Origin of the sequence: Streptomyces albidus (ex Kaewkla and Franco 2022), assembly GCF_013870515.1 — a bacterium.
Classification (GTDB): domain Bacteria; phylum Actinomycetota; class Actinomycetes; order Streptomycetales; family Streptomycetaceae; genus Streptomyces; species Streptomyces albidus.
The window spans coordinates 1-17,352 of record NZ_JACBXA010000119.1; the positions used below are offsets into that span (position 1 = coordinate 1).

General features: G+C 70.2%; 15 protein-coding genes. 8 read left to right on the top strand and 7 right to left on the bottom strand.

The annotated features are described in order from the left end of the window. From H5J26_RS18015 to H5J26_RS18025, 3 genes are all read right to left on the bottom strand, one after another. Positions 1–481 (bottom strand): NADH-quinone oxidoreductase subunit C (locus H5J26_RS18015; protein ID WP_181766921.1); only part of this gene is annotated, 481 nt, incomplete at its 3' end. Positions 482–702: 221 nt separating this feature from the next. After that, positions 703–1,347 (bottom strand): NADH-quinone oxidoreductase subunit B, encoded by a 645-nt coding sequence (locus H5J26_RS18020; protein ID WP_181766909.1) that lies wholly within the window; start codon positions 1,345–1,347, stop codon positions 703–705. Further along, positions 1,338–1,709: an NADH-quinone oxidoreductase subunit A gene (locus H5J26_RS18025; protein ID WP_181766910.1), complete on the bottom strand. Its 372-nt coding sequence runs from the start codon at positions 1,707–1,709 to the stop codon at positions 1,338–1,340. The genes H5J26_RS18020 and H5J26_RS18025 overlap by 10 nt, the downstream gene beginning before the upstream one ends. A 381-nt stretch (positions 1,710–2,090) precedes the next feature. Here H5J26_RS18025 and H5J26_RS18030 point away from each other — a divergent pair, with 381 nt between their 5' ends. The 7 genes from H5J26_RS18030 (at position 2,091) to rarD (ending at position 11,243) form a co-directional block, all read left to right on the top strand. Next, the gene (locus H5J26_RS18030) at positions 2,091–2,915 is read left to right on the top strand and encodes a serine protease (protein WP_309237963.1); all 825 of its coding nucleotides are present in this window, start codon (positions 2,091–2,093) and stop codon (positions 2,913–2,915) included. Positions 2,916–3,079: 164 nt separating this feature from the next. Continuing rightward, positions 3,080–4,321: a sensor histidine kinase gene (locus H5J26_RS18035; RefSeq protein ID WP_181766912.1), complete on the top strand. Its 1,242-nt coding sequence runs from the start codon at positions 3,080–3,082 to the stop codon at positions 4,319–4,321. Positions 4,322–4,527: 206 nt separating this feature from the next. Then, positions 4,528–5,844 (top strand): sensor histidine kinase, encoded by a 1,317-nt coding sequence (locus H5J26_RS18040; protein WP_181766913.1) that lies wholly within the window; start codon positions 4,528–4,530, stop codon positions 5,842–5,844. 252 nt (positions 5,845–6,096) lie between these two features. Then, complete coding sequence (locus tag H5J26_RS18045) at positions 6,097–6,756, top strand: response regulator transcription factor (protein WP_309237964.1); 660 nt, start codon at positions 6,097–6,099, stop codon at positions 6,754–6,756. A gap of 216 nt (positions 6,757–6,972) precedes the next feature. Then, complete coding sequence (locus H5J26_RS18050) at positions 6,973–8,955, top strand: 2-oxoacid:acceptor oxidoreductase subunit alpha (protein WP_181766914.1); 1,983 nt, start codon at positions 6,973–6,975, stop codon at positions 8,953–8,955. Beyond that, positions 8,948–10,030 carry a 2-oxoacid:ferredoxin oxidoreductase subunit beta gene (locus H5J26_RS18055; RefSeq protein WP_181766915.1) on the top strand — a complete coding sequence of 361 codons (1,083 nt, stop codon included), beginning with the start codon at positions 8,948–8,950 and terminating at the stop codon, positions 10,028–10,030. Before H5J26_RS18050 ends, H5J26_RS18055 begins: the two co-directional genes overlap by 8 nt. A gap of 190 nt (positions 10,031–10,220) precedes the next feature. Beyond that, complete coding sequence (gene rarD, locus H5J26_RS18060) at positions 10,221–11,243, top strand: EamA family transporter RarD (protein ID WP_181766916.1); 1,023 nt, start codon at positions 10,221–10,223, stop codon at positions 11,241–11,243. Here rarD and H5J26_RS18065 read toward each other — a convergent pair. The 4 genes from H5J26_RS18065 to H5J26_RS18080 all read right to left on the bottom strand — a co-directional run bounded on the left by H5J26_RS18065 (position 11,233) and on the right by H5J26_RS18080 (position 15,823). After that, positions 11,233–12,162 carry an ABC transporter permease gene (locus H5J26_RS18065; RefSeq protein WP_181766917.1) on the bottom strand — a complete coding sequence of 310 codons (930 nt, stop codon included), beginning with the start codon at positions 12,160–12,162 and terminating at the stop codon, positions 11,233–11,235. The two genes, rarD and H5J26_RS18065, sit on opposite strands and share 11 nt — an antisense overlap. Further along, positions 12,149–13,150: an ABC transporter ATP-binding protein gene (locus tag H5J26_RS18070; protein ID WP_181766918.1), complete on the bottom strand. Its 1,002-nt coding sequence runs from the start codon at positions 13,148–13,150 to the stop codon at positions 12,149–12,151. Before H5J26_RS18070 ends, H5J26_RS18065 begins: the two co-directional genes overlap by 14 nt. Positions 13,151–13,251: 101 nt before the next feature. Further along, positions 13,252–14,547 (bottom strand): LolA family protein, encoded by a 1,296-nt coding sequence (locus H5J26_RS18075; protein ID WP_181766919.1) that lies wholly within the window; start codon positions 14,545–14,547, stop codon positions 13,252–13,254. 262 nt (positions 14,548–14,809) lie between these two features. Beyond that, a complete protein-coding gene (locus H5J26_RS18080; protein WP_181766920.1) occupies positions 14,810–15,823 on the bottom strand; it encodes a polyprenyl synthetase family protein in 1,014 nt (337 codons plus the stop codon). A gap of 308 nt (positions 15,824–16,131) precedes the next feature. On the opposite strand from H5J26_RS18080, the gene fahA reads away from it, so the two are divergent. Beyond that, on the top strand, positions 16,132–17,352 hold a 1,221-nt coding region (gene fahA, locus H5J26_RS18085; RefSeq protein ID WP_181766923.1), incomplete at its 3' end, for a fumarylacetoacetase.

Consider the following 17,352-nt stretch of genomic DNA (forward strand, 5'->3'; position numbering starts at 1 on the left):
ACTCGCCGGGCTCCTTCGCGCCCGGCCACGCCTTGGCGACGCGCGCGGCGAGGACGAAGTCCTTGCGCAGCGGGTGGCCTTCGAAGGCGTCGGGGAGCAGCAGCGGCACGAGGTGCGGATGGCCGGTGAAGCCCACGCCGAACATCTCGTGCGTCTCACGCTCGTGCCAGGCCGCTCCCGCGAACACCCCGGTCGCCGTGGGGAGTACGGGCCCCTCGTGCGGCACGGTCGTACGCAACAGCAGCCGGCGCACCGAAAGCCCGGACACCGCGGGCAGGAGCGCTACGTGGGCGCAGACGCGGAAGCCGGTGCCGGGTTCGTCCACGGCGCTCAGCCAGTCGAAGAAGCGGCAGCCCAGCCTGTCGCGGGCCGTTTCGAGAGCGGGGATCCAGGACTCGGGGGGCACGTCGACGGTCAGCAGGCCGTAGGCCTCCTCGGCGTGGGCGCCCGCGCCGAACAGCGTCACCGCGTCGCGCGGCAGCCAGCCGACAGGCTCGGGGGCGGGTCCGGCCTCGGGGACCGGCTCGGGGGCGGGCTCGGTCCCGGCCTCGGCTTCGGTCCCGCCTGGACCGTCCGTACCGCCGCCCGTCTCGGAGCCTGCGGAGGCCCCGGCGTCGCCGGAAGTCCTGGGGTCCTCGGGAGCGCTGGGGCCGTTGGGGTCGTCGGGACGGCTGGGGGTGCCGTCGGCGTCGTCGGGCTCGGTCACCTGCTGCTCTCCTCCGAACCCGTCCCGGCCCCTCCGGCGGAGGGCGGCGGCGGCGTGACCAGACCACTGGTGAGGGCCGCGGTCGACGGACGCCCGGCCTGCCCGCCCGCGTACCTCTCGGCTGTCGACTCCCGGGCGATCTTCTCCTGAAGCTTCAGCACGCCCTGCAGCAGCGCCTCCGGCCGGGGAGGGCAACCCGGGACGTAGACGTCCACGGGGATGATCTGGTCGACGCCCTTCGTCACGGAGTACGAATCCCAGTACGGGCCGCCGCAGTTGGAGCAGGCGCCGAACGAGATCACGTACTTCGGCTCCGGCATCTGCTCGTACAGGCGCTTCACGGCGGGCGCCATCTTGTCCGTCACCGTGCCCGAGACGACCATCAGGTCAGCCTGACGGGGGCCGGGCGCGAAGGGGATGACGCCGAGGCGGATGAAGTCGTGCCGGGCCATCGACGCGGCGATGAACTCGATGGCACAGCAGGCGAGTCCGAAGTTGAAGACCCAGAGGCTGTACCGGCGGCCCCAGTTGAGGATCACCTTCATCGGTTCCGGGGCGAGCCTCGCCAGCGGTCCGATTCTCGAGGACCCCGCTCCGACAGAGGGGTCGGGGAGGTCCGTCGTCGTGCGCGTCACGTCCATTCCAGGACGCCCTTCTTCCATGCGTAGAGCAAACCGACTGCGAGGAAGCCGAGGAAGATGAACATCTCCACCAGCGTGATGCCGCCGAAGCCCGGTTCGGCGAAGACCGTCGCCCACGGGAAGAGGAACACCGAGTCGACGGCGAAGATCACATACAGAAAGGCGTAGACGTAGTAGCGGATCTGCGTGTGCGCCCAGCCCTCGCCGACCGGGTCGACCCCGCATTCGTACGTCAGGAATTTCTCCCGCGTCGGCACCACCGGTCGCAGCAGCCGCCCGGCGCCGAACGCCACGGCGACGAAGAGCACTCCGACCACCGCGACCAGCCCGACGACCGAATAGCCGTGGAAGTAGTCCGGCACGTCTGCCCGTCCTCACTCGCTCGCTGTGTCGATGTACGTGGCCCGGTGGCACCGGGGTCCGCCCCGGTCGCGGGCCGGCACCGTCTGCGACCCGCACGCTTCCCTACGTGACAATCGCGTCCCGACGATCTGTACGCAGGGGAGTCTAGGGCGTACCCGCAGACTTTCACCTGGCAGGACCGGGCAACAATCCCGTGCCGTATCTGCCCCTTTATGGGCGCGTTGCCGCCGGAAACCGCCTCTTGCCACGCCGCGTCCACCGGCAGAGAATCACATCGCGCGCTTGTCGGGGATCCGCCAATTCTGGGATTACCGCCGGAATTTGGGCTGCCCACGCCAGCGGCATTCGCGCGATCCACCCCCCACGAGAGGAAGAAACCAGTGCAGAAGAAGCTGCTCGGGAGAATCGTCGCAGGCGCCGCTGTCGCGCTCGCCGCCATCAGCCTGACGCCCGCGGGCGCCGCTGTGGTCGGTGCCGACGACAAGGGTTCCTCGGTCACCGCCTCGGAGAAGTCCGGCAAGCCCAGCCCCAAGATCGTCGGTGGCACCAAGGCCGAGCAGGGCGAGTTCCCCTGGATGGTCCGCCTGTCCATGGGCTGCGGCGGTGCGCTCTTCGAGAAGGACGTCGTCCTGACCGCCGCCCACTGCGTGGACGGCAGCGGCGAGAACACCAGCATCACCGCCACCGGTGGCGTCGTGGACCTCGAGGACTCCAACAAGGTCGACGTCAAGTCCACCGAGGTTCTCCAGGCCCCCGGCTACAACGGCACGGGCAAGGACTGGGCGCTCATCAAGCTGGCCGAGCCGATCGACCAGCCGACCCTTCCCATAGCCGAGGACGCCAACCTCAACGAGGGTGACTTCACCGTCGCCGGCTGGGGTGCCGACAAGGAGGGTGGCGAGCAGCAGCAGCACCTGCTGAAGGTCGACGTTCCCTTCGTCGACGACGCCACCTGCAAGGGTGCCTACGCCGAGCTCGTCGAGGGCGAGGAGCTGTGCGCCGGTGACATGGAGGCAGGCGGCATCGACAGCTGCCAGGGTGACTCCGGTGGCCCGATGTTCCGTAAGGACGAGGCCGGAGAGTTCGTCCAGGTCGGCATCGTGAGCTGGGGCGAGGGCTGCGCCCGCGCCGGCAAGCCCGGTGTCTACACCGAGGTGAGCAACTTCGCCGCGGACATCAAGAAGGCTGCGGCCGACCTCGGCTGACGTCTGAGTGATTCTTACGACGCCCGCTCGTACGCCACTGCGTACGGGCGGGCGTTGTCGTTCCCCGGCTTCCCCGGCTTGGTGGCGGAGGTGGGGTTATCCCTACGTCCGCCCCCCGCCACACCCCATGGCGCCGCCCCCGGCCGCCGGGCACTCTTGGCCCCATGACCGCCAGTGCGAACCCGGACCAGGACCCTCACATCGAGGGCGATCCCCTCCCGCCACCCCGTCCGGTGGCTCTCGACCCCCAGACCTGGCGGGAGATCGCACATCTCCTCAGCAATCTGCCGGTCGACATCCTGGGCTTCCTCTACATCGCGGTCTGCATCTATCTGAGCGGGCTGCTCTCGGTCACGGTCGTCGGCATTCCGCTGCTCGCCCTCACCCTGCTCGGCTGCCGCCAACTCGGCCGTCTGGAACGTGCGCGGGCCCGTGCGCTGCTGCGCGTACGCATCGAGGAGCCCAGCCCCCTGCGGCCGCCGCAGCCGGGCTTCTTCTCCTGGCTCTGGACGCAGTTGAAGGATTCGGTGGCCTGGCGGCACGCGCTGTACTTCTTCATCCGGCTGCCCTGGGGCTGGCTCAGCTTCGCGGTGACCCTGCCGTCGCTCTTCGTCGCCTGGCCGGTGCTGCCGGTCCTGGCGCGCGGGCTGACGAACGTGGACCGTGCCCTGGTGCGCGCTCTGCTCTCACCCTCCGACGAGTTGGAGAGACGCATCACCGAGCTGGAGTCGGATCGGGGTTCGGTGGCCGACACCGCCGCCGCCGACCTGCGCCGCATCGAACGCGACCTCCACGACGGCGCACAAGCCCGACTCGTCGCCCTCGCCATGGACCTCGGCCTCGCCAAGGAAAAACTCCTCGAAGACCCCCAAGCCGCAGCCCACATGGTCGACGAAGCACACGGCGAAGTGAAAATCGCCCTCCAAGAACTCCGCGACCTCGCCCGCGGCATCCACCCCGCCATCCTCACCGACCGAGGACTCGGCCCCGCCCTCTCCGCACTCGCCGCACGCTGCACCGCCGACGTCACCGTCACCGTCGACCTCCCACAACGCCCCGCACAAGCCATCGAAGGCATCACCTACTTCACCGTCTCCGAACTCCTCCAGAACATCACCAAACACACCGACGCCACCACCGCACGCATCGACGTCTGGCACACCACCGACCGCCTCCTCCTCCAAGTCACCGACAACGGACAAGGCGGAGCACACCCCACACCCGGCAGCGGCCTCGCCGGACTCACCGACCGACTCGACGCCGTCGACGGCCACCTCCTCATCCACTCCCCCACCAACGGACCCACCACCATCACCGCCGAACTCCCCTGGCGGGAGAGGGAGTCCGGGGCAGAGGAACGCCCCGTGAAGAAGTTCGGCAGGCGCGGTCCGAAGGTGCGCGGCTGAGATGCTTGAGCACGGGAAGTCCGCCCGGCCCGGTCCGTCCGCTGTCCGACGGAAGGCGGCGGGTGGGGTAAACCCCCTCCCCGAGAGGCGTGCTCACGCCATGGCACCGGGCCCCGCCCGCGGCGGATCCTGAAGTGGCACCATCCGGGCCGGCACGTGACGCCGGCGGCGGACCACCCGAACGGGGAAGGACGGGCACCTCACCCATGGCCACCGCATCTCACATCGCGCAGCCCCGCCCCCATCGGGTGCCGAGCGTGCTGCGCGCACCCCTCGAGGGCCGGACCTGGCGCGAGCTGCTGTACGTCTTCAGCGGGCTGCCGATCGCGGTCGTCACCTTCGCCTACGCCGTGACCTTGATGGCCGCGAGCGCAGGCCTGCTGATCACCTTCCTCGGCGTCCCCGTCCTCGCCGCCGGCCTCGTGGGCTGCCGCGGCATCGGCGTGATGGAGCGGGCACGCGCCCGCGCCCTGCTGGGCATGGACATCGCCGAGCCCGAGCCCGTACACGCGCTCCAGCGCCGGAAGGGGTTCATGCCCTGGGTGGGGGCGCTGCTGCGCAGCGGGGTCTCCTGGCGGCACCTTCTCTACTCGGTGCTGCACTTCCCCTGGGCGCTGTTCACCTTCGTGGTCTCGATCGTCTTCTGGTCCGTCGGCTGGTCGATGACGCTCTACCCGGCCTGGCAGTGGGTCTTCCCCCGCTACCTGGGCCTGCCGGGCCTCCAGGTGTCCGACGGGAGGAGGTCCTGGTACGCCGACGAGCCGCCGGAGCTGCTGCTCGTCGGCGGTACGGGCCTTGCTCTGGTGCTGCTGACGCCCTGGCTGGTGCGGGGGCTGAACCACGTCGACCGGATGCTGGTCTCCGGCCTGCTCAGCCCGTCGCGGCTGGCGTCGCGCGTACGGGAGCTGGAGTCGGATCGGGGTTCGGTGGCCGACACCGCCGCCGCCGACCTGCGCCGCATCGAACGCGACCTCCACGACGGCGCACAAGCCCGACTCGTCGCCCTCGCCATGGACCTCGGCCTCGCCAAGGAAAAACTCCTCGAAGACCCCCAAGCCGCAGCCCACATGGTCGACGAAGCACACGGCGAAGTGAAAATCGCCCTCCAAGAACTCCGCGACCTCGCCCGCGGCATCCACCCCGCCATCCTCACCGACCGAGGACTCGGCCCCGCCCTCTCCGCACTCGCCGCACGCTGCACCGCCGACGTCACCGTCACCGTCGACCTCCCACAACGCCCCGCACAAGCCATCGAAGGCATCACCTACTTCACCGTCTCCGAACTCCTCCAGAACATCACCAAACACACCGACGCCACCACCGCACGCATCGACGTCTGGCACACCACCGACCGCCTCCTCCTCCAAGTCACCGACAACGGACAAGGCGGAGCACACCCCACACCCGGCAGCGGCCTCGCCGGACTCACCGACCGACTCGACGCCGTCGACGGCCACCTCCTCATCCACTCCCCCACCAACGGACCCACCACCATCACCGCCGAACTCCCCTGGCGGGTCTGACGGCCCCGCCCCGCCGGCCCGCCCGTCGAACCCGGCCCGCCCGTCGAACCTGACCGCGTGCTGCCGCGTCCAACCGCCCTGGAGGCCGGATTCTGGAATGCTGAGCGCGTCGCATGCGTCGTACTGGACGACGCGGGCGGCGCGCCGGGATCGAAGGAATCCGCAGGGGGGCCGTGGATCGTGCAGGACGCGCAGGGCATGGAGAAACAGGCCGGGCAGGCCGGGCAGCGAGCGGGGGACGTGGAGGGCAGAGTGCGGGTGGTCATCGCCGAGGACTCGGTGCTGCTGCGCGAGGGCCTGACCAGGTTGCTGACCGACCGGGGCCACGAAGTCGTCGCCGGGGTGGGTGACGGCGAGGCGCTGGTGAAGACCGTCGCCGAACTGGCCGACGCGGGGCGCCTTCCCGACGTGGTCGTCGCCGACGTGCGCATGCCTCCGACTCACACGGACGAGGGCGTACGGGCCGCCATCGCGCTCCGCGCTGCCCACGCGGACCTCGGGGTGCTGGTGCTGTCGCAGTACGTGGAGGAGCAGTACGCCACGGAGCTGCTCGCCGGGTCCAGCAGGGGCGTCGGCTATCTGCTCAAGGACCGCGTTGCCGACGTGCGCGAATTCGTCGACGCGGTCGTCCGGGTCGCCCAGGGCGGGACGGCCCTCGACCCCGAGGTCGTCGCCCAGCTGCTGGGACGCAGCCGCAAGCAGGACGTGCTGGCCGGGCTCACTCCGCGGGAGCGGGAGGTGCTGGGGCTGATGGCCGAAGGCCGGACCAACTCCGCGGTCGCCGCACAGCTCGTGGTCAGCCACGGTGCCGTCGAGAAGCACGTGAGCAACATCTTCCTCAAACTCGGCCTGTCCCAGAGTGACGCGGATCACCGCCGGGTGCTGGCGGTCCTGACATACCTGAACTCGTAGCCGTGCCCGGTATCGCCCGCTCGGCCCGTCACCAGCCGCGTGAGCAGGACCGCAACCCCCTCACAAGGGGGGCTGAAGGGGAGATGCGGCAGAGTGGGCCCACTGCCGTACGGGTGTCTCAGAGGCGCGTCCGCATTGTGATCGCTCCAAGGAAGGTAACCCTTACCGACGTACGATGGCTGGCGAGTACGCCGCCTCAAGGAGGTCCGATCCACCGTGACCAATCAGGTCAACAGCCCGGCCGGGCAGCGCCCTGGCGCCGACGAGTCCGCGAACAAGGGGACGAACGGGGCCAACGGTGCAAATGGGGACGTGAAGACCGAGCTGAGCGGCACCAAGGAAGTACGGCGCCTGGACCGGGTGATCATCCGCTTCGCGGGCGACTCCGGGGACGGCATGCAGCTGACCGGCGACCGCTTCACATCCGAGACCGCCTCCTTCGGTAACGACCTCTCGACGCTGCCGAACTTCCCGGCGGAGATCCGCGCCCCCGCAGGGACACTGCCGGGCGTCTCCTCCTTCCAGCTGCACTTCGCGGACCACGACATCCTGACGCCGGGCGACGCCCCGAACGTGCTGGTGGCGATGAACCCGGCGGCCCTGAAGGCGAACATCGCGGACGTGCCGCGCGGCGCGGAGATCATCGTCAACACCGACGAGTTCACCAAGCGCGCCATGGCCAAGGTCGGCTACGAGGCCAGCCCCCTGGAGGACGGCTCCCTCGACGGCTACCGCGTCCACGAGGTGCCGCTGACCACGCTGACCGTCGAGGCGCTGAAGGAATTCGACGTCGGCCGCAAGGACGCGGGCCGCTCCAAGAACATGTTCGCCCTCGGGCTCCTCTCGTGGATGTACAACCGCCCCACGGAGCAGACCGAGCACTTCCTGCGTACGAAGTTCGCCAAGAAGCCGCAGGTGGCGCAGGCGAACATCGCCGCCTTCCGGGCCGGCTGGAACTTCGGCGAGACCACCGAGGACTTCGCGGTCTCCTACGAGGTGGCTCCGGCCACCACCGCCTTCCCGCCCGGCACCTACCGCAACATCTCGGGCAACCTCGCCCTGTCCTACGGGCTGATCGCCGCGTCCCAGCAGGCGGACCTCCCGCTGTTCCTGGGCTCGTACCCCATCACCCCCGCCTCGGACGTGCTCCACGAGCTGTCCCGGCACAAGAACTTCGGGGTGCGCACCTTCCAGGCCGAGGACGAGATCGCGGGCATCGGCGCCGCACTGGGCGCGGCCTTCGGCGGCGCCCTGGGCGTGACGACGACCTCCGGCCCCGGTGTGGCTCTCAAGTCGGAGACCATCGGGCTCGCGGTCTCCCTGGAACTGCCGCTGCTGATCGTCGACATCCAGCGCGGCGGCCCCTCCACCGGACTGCCCACCAAGACCGAGCAGGCGGACCTGCTCCAGGCGATGTTCGGACGCAACGGCGAGGCGCCGGTCCCGATCGTCGCTCCGTCCACTCCTGCCGACTGCTTCACCGCCGCCATCGAGGCGGCCCGGATCGCGCTGACCTACCGCACGCCCGTCTTCCTTCTCTCCGACGGCTACCTGGCCAACGGCTCGGAGCCGTGGCGGGTCCCCGAGACCGACGACCTGCCCGACCTGCGGGTGCGCTTCGCGCAGGAACCCAACCACGTACTGGCCGACGGCACCGAGGTGTTCTGGCCGTACAAGCGGGACCCGCACACGCTGGCCCGCCCCTGGGCGGTCCCGGGAACGCCGGGCCTGGAGCACCGCGTCGGCGGCATCGAGAAGCAGGACGGCACCGGCAACATCTCCTACGACCCGGCCAACCACGACCTGATGGTGCGTACGCGGCAGGCCAAGATCGACGGCGTCGACGTCCCGGACGTCGAGGTCGACGACCCGGACAGCGCCGACGGTGAGACCAAGGTCCTCGTCCTGGGCTGGGGTTCGACGTACGGACCCATCACCGCGGCCGTGCGCCGGCTGCGCAAGGACGGACAGCGCATCGCCCAGGCGCACCTGCGCCACCTCAACCCCTTCCCCGGGAATCTCGGCGCGGTGCTGCGGCGTTACGACAAGGTGGTCATCCCCGAGATGAACCTCGGTCAGCTGGCCACGCTCGTCCGCGCGAAGTATCTGATCGACGCCCACTCCTACACCCAGGTCAACGGCATGCCCTTCAAAGCCGAACAGCTGGCGACCGCATTGAAGGAGGCCTCCAATGACTGATCTGACGCAGGAGAGCGGCCCGCTGTCCCTGGTGCCGAAGGCCGAAGCGGCCCAGAGCATGAAGGACTTCAAGTCCGACCAGGAGGTGCGCTGGTGCCCCGGCTGCGGTGACTACGCCGTGCTGGCCGCCGTTCAGGGCTTCATGCCCCAGCTCGGCCTGGCCCGGGAGAACATCGTCTTCGTCTCCGGCATCGGCTGCTCCTCGCGCTTCCCGTACTACATGAACACCTACGGGATGCACTCCATCCACGGGCGTGCCCCGGCCATCGCCACCGGCCTGGCCACCACGCGGCGGGACCTGTCGGTGTGGGTCGTCACGGGAGACGGCGACGCGCTGTCGATCGGCGGCAACCACCTCATCCACGCGCTGCGCCGCAACGTGAACCTGAAGATCCTGCTCTTCAACAACCGGATCTACGGGCTCACCAAGGGCCAGTACAGCCCCACTTCGGAGGCCGGCAAGATCACGAAGTCGACGCCCATGGGCTCGCTGGACTCCCCGTTCAACCCGGTCTCCCTCGCGCTGGGAGCCGAGGCGTCCTTCGTCGCCCGTACGGTCGACTCCGACCGCAAGCACCTCACCAGCACGCTCCAGGCCGCGGCCGACCATCCGGGCACGGCGCTGGTGGAGATCTACCAGAACTGCAACATCTTCAACGACGGCGCCTTCGAGGTCCTCAAGGACAAGCAGCAGGCGCAGGAGGCGGTGATCCGCCTGGAGCACGGTGAGCCCATCCGGTTCGGCACTCCGGGCGAGGACGGCCTCGGCTCGAAGGGCGTCGTCCGCGACCCGGCGGACGGCGAGCTGCGCATCGTCGACATCGCGGAGGCGGGCACCGACGGCGTGCTGGTCCACGACGCCCACGCGCCCTCGCCCGCAACGGCGTTCGCGCTCTCCCGCCTGGCCGACCCGGACACGCTGCACCGCACGCCCATCGGCGTCCTGCGCGACGTGCAGCGCCCCGTCTACGACACGGACATGGCCGACCAGCTGGAGCAGGCGGTGGAACACCACGGCAAGGGCGACCTGGGTGCGCTCCTCGCCGGCAACGACACCTGGACCGTGGTCGGCTGACGGAACGAACGAAGCCCCGCCGGTGAACCCCGGCGGGGCTTCGCCGTGTCAGGACCGGGAGGCCGCCCCGGGCGACGACCCCGCACCCCGTCAGTACCGTAATGTGAAACGGAGATGACACCGGCGTTCGCACGGGCGTACCGTCGATCGGTGTCGCCCCCGTACCCGTACGGAGAACCAGGAGGAGGCCGTGGGGAACCGCAGCGATCAGCGTGCCGGATTGCTCTACGGCTTCGCCGCATACGGCCTTTGGGGCATCCTCCCGCTCTACTGGCACCTGTTGGAGGCCACCGACCCCGGTGAGGTCCTCGCCCACCGGATGGTCTGGTCGCTGCCCACGGCCGTCGTGCTGCTCGCGGTGATGCGCCGCTGGTCCTGGATTCGCCCGCTGCTGCGACAGCCCCGCAAGCTCGGCCTCGTGGCCCTCGCCGCGGCCGCGATCTCCCTCAACTGGGGCCTGTTCATCTGGTCGGTCAGCGTGGGACGCGTCCTCGAGTCGTCCCTCGGCTACTTCATCAACCCACTGGTCTCCATCGCCTTCGGCGTGCTGCTGCTGCGTGAGCGGCTGCGGCCCGCGCAGTGGATCGCCGTCGGCATCGGCGCCGTCGCGGTGGCCGTGCTGAGCATCGGCTACGGCCAGGTGCCGTGGCTCTCGATCACCCTGGCCCTGTGCTTCGCCACGTACGGCCTCATCAAGAAGCGCATCCTGATGGACGGCGTGGACAGCTTCAGCGCGGAGACAGCCGTGCAGTTCCTGCCCGCGTTCGGCTTCCTGATCTACCTGGGCACGCGCGGCGAGGGCAGCTTCACGACCGGCGGCACCCTCCACGCGCTGCTGCTCGTCTTCTCGGGCCTGGTGACCGCCGTACCGCTGATCTTCTTCGGCAGCGCGGCCGTACGGCTGCCGCTCTCCACGATCGGCCTGCTCCAGTACGTGGCGCCGGCCCTGATGTTCGTCCTCGGCCTGTTCGCGTTCCACGAGGAGATGCCCCCGGAGCGCTGGGCCGGCTTCCTCCTCGTCTGGGCCGCTCTCTGCCTGCTCACCTGGGACGCGCTGCGCACCCGCGGGCGGGCGCGCGAGCAGCTCCGCAGGGCCGGACGTGAGGCGGCGGAACGCGAGTCGGCGGCCGAAGCCCCGGCGGGCGGAAGTGCCGAGGTCCCCGCCGGGACCTCCGCTCCAGGCGGGACCGGGGCGCCGAACGCTAAGCCGTGATGTCCCGGGTGGTGAAGCGCGCCCACGCCGCCGAGCCGAACACGGCGGTGTAGAGCCCCTGAAGGCCGAGGTTCTTGAGCAACTCGTCCCAGTAGACGGGGTCGCGGAGCAGGTCGGCGAAGCTCAGCCAGTAGTGCGGGAAGAGGTACGGGTGCGCCGCGTGCAACTGCGGGACGGTGTCCACGATCTGAACCATCAGCAGCAGTCCCACCGTGGCCGCCATCGCGGCGATACCGCTGTTGGTCAGCGTCGAGATGAACAGCCCGAGGGCCGCCAGCCCCGTCAGTGACACCGCCACCGCCAGGGCGATCGCCAGCGCGCGCAGCAGGCCCTCGGAGAAGGGGACGGTCGTGCCGGACAGCAGTGTGACCTCCCCCACCGGGAAGAGCAGCGCCCCCGTCGCGAGGGCGAAGGCCGCGACGACGAGGGTGGCCGCCAGGCAGAAGACCATGACGCTGCCGAACTTCACGAGCAGCAGGCGCGTACGGCCCGCCGGCGCGACGAGCAGATAGCGAAGGGTGCCCGCGTTGGCCTCCCCCGCGACGGAGTCGCCGGCGATCACGCCCACGGTCATCGGAAGGAAGAACGGCAAGGTGGCCGCGAGCGAGGTGAAGACCAGGAACAGGCCGTTGTTGGTGATCTGCGAGATGAAGGCAGGACCCCCGCCCCCGTCGCCGCCCGCCGAACCGCCGCCCGCCGTCTCGATCCTGACGGCGATGCCGACGAGGACCGGGACCACCGCGAGGACGCCGAGCAGGGCGAGCGTGCGCCAGCGGCGGAAGGTGGTGAGCAGTTCGCTGCGGAAGAGGGGCCACTGCCGGCGGCGCTCCCTCCCGGCCTGCGCCGCGGACGCCGGAACGGGAACGGCGGTGCGGGTGCCGTCGGGCCCGTCCCGTCCGACGAGGTCAGCGTGCGACATCGAAACCCTCCCCGGTCAGCGCGACGAAGACGTCCTCCAACGAGACCTTCGTGACGCCGAAGGCCCGCACCCGGACTCCGGAGCGCACCAGCGACGCGTTGAGACCGGCGAGGTCCGGCCCGGGAGACTCCGCCTCGGGCAGGCCGTGGACGGGCAGCTCACCCGTGACGACCTCCCCGTCAGGGGACTCCTCAGCCGTCAGGTCCGTCACGCCGTGTTCCTTCAGCACGCGGACCGCGTCGGAGCCGTCCGGAGTGGTCACCGTCAGACGGCTGCGCCCGGCGTGACCGAGCGCTGAGATCTCGGCGACGGTGCCCTGGGTGACCAGCCTGCCGTGGTTCATCACGGCCGTGTGGGAGCAGACCTGCTCGATCTCGTCGAGCAGGTGGGAGGAGAGGAAGACCGTGGTGCCGTCCTCCGCCAAGGCCCTGACGAGCGAACGGATCTCGCGCATGCCCTGCGGGTCCAGACCGTTCGTCGGCTCGTCCAGGACCAGGAGTTCACGCGGCTGGAGAAGGGCCGCGGCGATGCCCAGCCGCTGCTTCATGCCCAGCGAGTACGCCTTGGCCTTCTTGCCCGCGGCGGCCGACAGCCCCACCCGCTCCAGCGCCGCGTCCACGCGCGCACGACGCGTGCGGGGGTCGGCCACGGGATCGGCCGCGTCGTAACGGTTGAGGTTGTCGCGTCCGGAGAGGAAGCCGTAGAGCGCGGGCCCCTCGATGAGCGCGCCGACCCGCGGCAGCACGTGCTTGCCGGCCTGCGGCATCGGCTCGCCGAGCATGTGGGCGCTGCCGTCCGTGGCGTCGATGAGGCCCAGCAGCATGCGGATCGTGGTGGTCTTGCCCGAGCCGTTCGGGCCGAGGAACCCGAAGACGCTTCCCCGCGGCACGGTCAGGTCGAGCCCGTCGACGGCGAGCTGTCCGCCGCGGTAGCGCTTGCTGAGCCCGCGCGTCTCGATGACGGCGTCTGCGGCGGACGGCTCGGCCATGGCGCTCCCGTGCTCGGTCGGGTGTTCCTCGACTGCGGCGGTTCAGTGCGTCCGTCCCCACCACCCGGAGCGGGTGGTGGGGACGGACTGGGAGAGGCCGGTCACTTGGCCGCGGCGTTTGCGGCCTTGATCAGGCCCTCCTTGGTCACAGCGCCGACGTAGACCGTGCCGTCGTCCGTCATCAGGGCGTTGACCAGTCGGGTGCTGAAGACCCGGCCGGTGCCGAAGTCGCCCTCGGCCTCCTCGGTGAAGCTGTTGAGCAGCTGGTCTGCCTGCGGCGACTGCCCGGCTTCGCCGCCCTTGCCGTCCTGCCCGTTCATGCCCGGCATCCCGCCCAACGCACCCTTGGGCGCCTTGAGTTCGGTCACCTGGCCCCAGCCCTTGCCCAGGGTGTCCAGCCCGGACATGTCGGGGCGCGCACCCTTGTCGGACTTCTCGGGCTTGCCGGAGTGCTCGCGGTGCTTCCTGTCGTCGAGCTTCTGCTCGGTGACGTCGGTCCCCTTCGGGGGCTTGAAGCGGAAGGTGTCGGCCGCGGGCTTGCCGAAGTCGACCTTGGTGTAGGCCGCTTCGACGACGGGCTTGCCGCCGCCCTTCGGGTTGAGCGTGAACTTCAGCGGGGTGCCGTTCTTCGCGTCGACGGCGATCCGCACGGAGTCGACGGTCGAGTGCGGCGCGTCCTTCGGCTTGATCAGGAGCTGGTACGCGTCACGGCCGGCCACGGCGGCCGTACCGTCGACGGTCACGGAGGTGGAGTCCTCCGCGGCCTTGAGCGCCTGCTTCGCGGCCTCCTGCGGAGTGATGCTCTGCAGGCCCTTCTGCATCTTCTCGCCGCGCTCGCGGTGCTTCTCCGAGGTGCCCTCGGGGGCCGTGGCGTGGTACGCCGAGTCGCTGCGGCTGTCGTACGCCCACACCTCGTCGCCGTTGTGGATGAAGCTGTACTCGGACGTGTCCTCGACGACCGAGACCCGCTGCTTGTCGGGGCCGTCCGCGGCGATGCGGAGAGTGTGCTCGCCCTGAGCCATCTCCATGAGCTTGTCCTCGGGGGCCGCGGTCGACTTCTTGCCGTCGCCGCCTCGTTCGCCGCCGTCACGCTCGTCGCCGTGCGGGCCGCCGCCGAAGAGGCCGCCGCCCTGCTTTCCGTTGCCGCCGCTCGCCCCTGGCATCTCCGGCAGCCCGAGATCGCTGTTGATCTTCACGGTGCCGGACATGTGCTGGGTGTCGGACGCGGCCATCTTCTCGACCAGTTCCTGCGCCGAGATCTTCGGCAGATCGGGGCTGCCGGTGCTGGCGAGCGCGGGCACGAGCCCCACGGTGACCGCGGCGATTCCCGCGACAGCGGCCGGTATGCCGTACCTGACGGCTTTCCTGCCTGACGTCCTCGGTTGGATCTGTGCCATGTTGTGCCCTACCTCCGGGTCGGTGGCGGATCTGTACGTCGCACTCGTCCATCCCCTGCCCGCCATTGTCCCCGAATTCGTCGGGATGGTGCGGGGTGGTCTCTCAATGGCACCAAACCGGTGAGCTTTCCGCGTCAGCCGGTGGAGGCAACTGTGCGTACTCCTCCGGTTGGAGGCAGAGACTCCGCAACTACGCCGAACGGGGGCCGGAACTGGGTGAGAACCCTGAGTCCGCATGAGACCCGCGAGGTGGGGTGAGAGGTCAGACGGCGCGGTGGACGACGGCGTCGCACAGCTCCGAAAGAGCCACCTTCGCAGCGCAGTCGGGCAGCGGCTTGAGCATCTCGCGCGCCTCGTCCGCGTACCGGATCGTGTCCCGCCGGGCCTGCTCCAGCGCGGGGTGGGCCCGCAACTGCGCCAGCGCGTCCGCGTGACGGGCGTCGTCGGTCAGGTCGCCGTCCAGGAGGCGGCACAGCGCGCGGTCGTCGGCCGTCCCGTCCGGTGAGGCGGCCCGCGCCCTCAGATGGAGGACCGGGAGGGTGGGGATGCCCTCGCGCAGATCGGTGCCGGGGGTCTTGCCGGACTCCTGGGAGTCGCTGGCGATGTCGAGTACGTCGTCGGCCAGTTGGAAGGCCGTGCCGACGCGCTCCCCGTACTGGGTGAGGATGGAGACGACGCTCTCGTCCGCACCCGACATCAGCGCGCCGAAGCGGCCGGAGACGGCGATCAGCGAGCCCGTCTTGCCCGCGATCACGTCCAGGTAGTGCTGCACGGGGTCGCGGTTCTCGCCGGGGCCCGCGGTTTCGAGGATCTGCCCGGTCACGAGCCGCTCGAACGCCTCGGCCTGGATGCGCACGGCCTCGGGGCCGAGGTCGGCGAGGGTCTGCGAGGCGCGGGCGAAGAGGAAGTCGCCGGTGAGCACCGCGACGGAGTTGGTCCAGTTGACGTTGGCGCTGGGGACTCCGCGCCGCACGTCCGCCTCGTCCATCACGTCGTCGTGGTACAGCGTCGCCAGATGCGTCAGCTCGACGACGACGGCGGAGGGCACCACACCGGGTGCGTGCGGATCACCGAACTGAGCGCCGAGCATCACCAGCAGTGGGCGGAACCGCTTTCCGCCGGCACGTACCAGATGCTGCGCGGCGCCCGTTATGAACGGGACGTCGCTTTTCGTGGCCTCGAAGAGACCTTCTTCGACAGCCGCCAACCCTGCCTGGACATCGGCTTCGAGGGCCTGGTCCCGCACGGTCAGTCCGAAGGGCCCGACGTCGGTCACGAGGGGTTCTCCTGTCTGCGTACGACGAATGAGCTCTCGAATGAGAGTGCTCGGTGCCTCAACTTCTCAGCGCCACCATCACCCGGCAGCGTATCCGGTCGCTCGTGGATCAACGTGGGCGCCCGTCGATGCCACTTCCCGCATACCTCCGCAGCTGAGAGGTATGCCGCAACTCCCGTGCACGGCCCGGACACGGAGGGCGGCGCGGAAGGCCCCGTGGAGGTCCCCGTACCCTGAGCTCGCCCGTGACCGGCGATGATCTCGAAGGCGAGGCACCAGTGACCGCGAACCCTCCCCCGCAGCCACGCGTGGGGTGGGGTCTCCCCGGCGAAGCCAGGGGAAGTACCCCCACCGACCTGCCCGAGGGCGACCCCTTCGGCCCGGACAACCTGCCGTACGGCGTGTGCACCACGGCCGGCGAACCGGACCGGCCGCACATCGTCGTGCGATACGGCGACTCCGTGCTCGACGCGGGCGCCGCGGCGGAGGCCTTCGACTCGCCTCACTCCTCCCTCTTGCGGGAGCCCCTGCTCAACCCCCTCATGGCGGCGGGACGTCCCACCTGGCAGGCGGTACGGGCACAGCTGCGGGAGTGGCTGACCCTGCCCGAGCACCGAGCGGTCACCGAACGGTTCCTGCGGCCGCTGGCCGAGGTGGAGCTGCGCCTGCCCTTCGAGGTCGCCGACTACGTCGACTTCTACGCCAGCGAGCACCACGCCACCAACGTCGGCCGCATCTTCCGTCCTGACGGCGCCGCCCTGACCCCCAACTGGAAGCACCTGCCCATCGGATACCACGGCCGGGCCGGCACCGTCGTGGTCTCCGGGACACCGGTCGTGCGGCCGAAGGGCCAGCGCAAGCCTCCGCACGAGGAGGCGCCCCTGTTCGGCGCCTCGCGGCGGCTCGACATCGAGGCGGAGGTCGGCTTCGTCGTCGGCACCCCCTCCTCCTCGGGCGACGCGGTGCCGCTGTCGGACTTCCGCGAGCACGTGTTCGGCGTGACGCTCCTGAACGACTGGTCCTCGCGCGACATCCAGGCGTGGGAGTACGTGCCGCTGGGCCCCTTCCTCGGCAAGTCCTTCGCGACCTCCGTCTCCGCCTGGGTCACGCCGCTCGACGCCCTCGACTCGGCCCGTACGGCACCGCCCGCCCGGGACGTGCCCGTGCTCCCGTATCTGGACGACGCCGGGGAGGGGGAGCCAGGCGGGATCGACCTGCGCATCACCGTCAGCATCAACGGCCACACGGTGTCGGAGCCGCCCTTCTCGGCGATGTACTGGACCGGTGCGCAGCAGCTCGCCCACATGACGGTCAACGGCGCCTCGCTGCGCACCGGGGACCTGTTCGCGTCGGGCACCGTCAGCGGCCCCGAACCCTCGCAGCGGGGCTGCCTGCTGGAGCTGACGTGGGGGGGCAAGGAACCGCTCCAGCTGCCCGACGGGGAACGCGCCTTTTTGGAGGACGGGGACGAGGTGACCCTGTCGGCGTGGGCGCCCGGCCCGGGCGGAAGCCGCATCGGCATGGGTGAG

What these genes read in the sequence shown, in the direction of transcription:
- H5J26_RS18020 (WP_181766909.1), bottom strand. Translation starts at nt 1,347, where the DNA reads ATGGACGTGACGCGCACGACGACGGACCTCCCCGACCCCTCTGTCGGA.
- H5J26_RS18035 (WP_181766912.1), top strand. Translation starts at nt 3,080, where the DNA reads ATGACCGCCAGTGCGAACCCGGACCAGGACCCTCACATCGAGGGCGAT.
- H5J26_RS18040 (WP_181766913.1), top strand. Translation starts at nt 4,528, where the DNA reads ATGGCCACCGCATCTCACATCGCGCAGCCCCGCCCCCATCGGGTGCCG.
- H5J26_RS18055 (WP_181766915.1), top strand. Translation starts at nt 8,948, where the DNA reads ATGACTGATCTGACGCAGGAGAGCGGCCCGCTGTCCCTGGTGCCGAAG.
- H5J26_RS18065 (WP_181766917.1), bottom strand. Translation starts at nt 12,162, where the DNA reads ATGTCGCACGCTGACCTCGTCGGACGGGACGGGCCCGACGGCACCCGC.
- H5J26_RS18070 (WP_181766918.1), bottom strand. Translation starts at nt 13,150, where the DNA reads ATGGCCGAGCCGTCCGCCGCAGACGCCGTCATCGAGACGCGCGGGCTC.
- H5J26_RS18075 (WP_181766919.1), bottom strand. Translation starts at nt 14,547, where the DNA reads ATGGCACAGATCCAACCGAGGACGTCAGGCAGGAAAGCCGTCAGGTAC.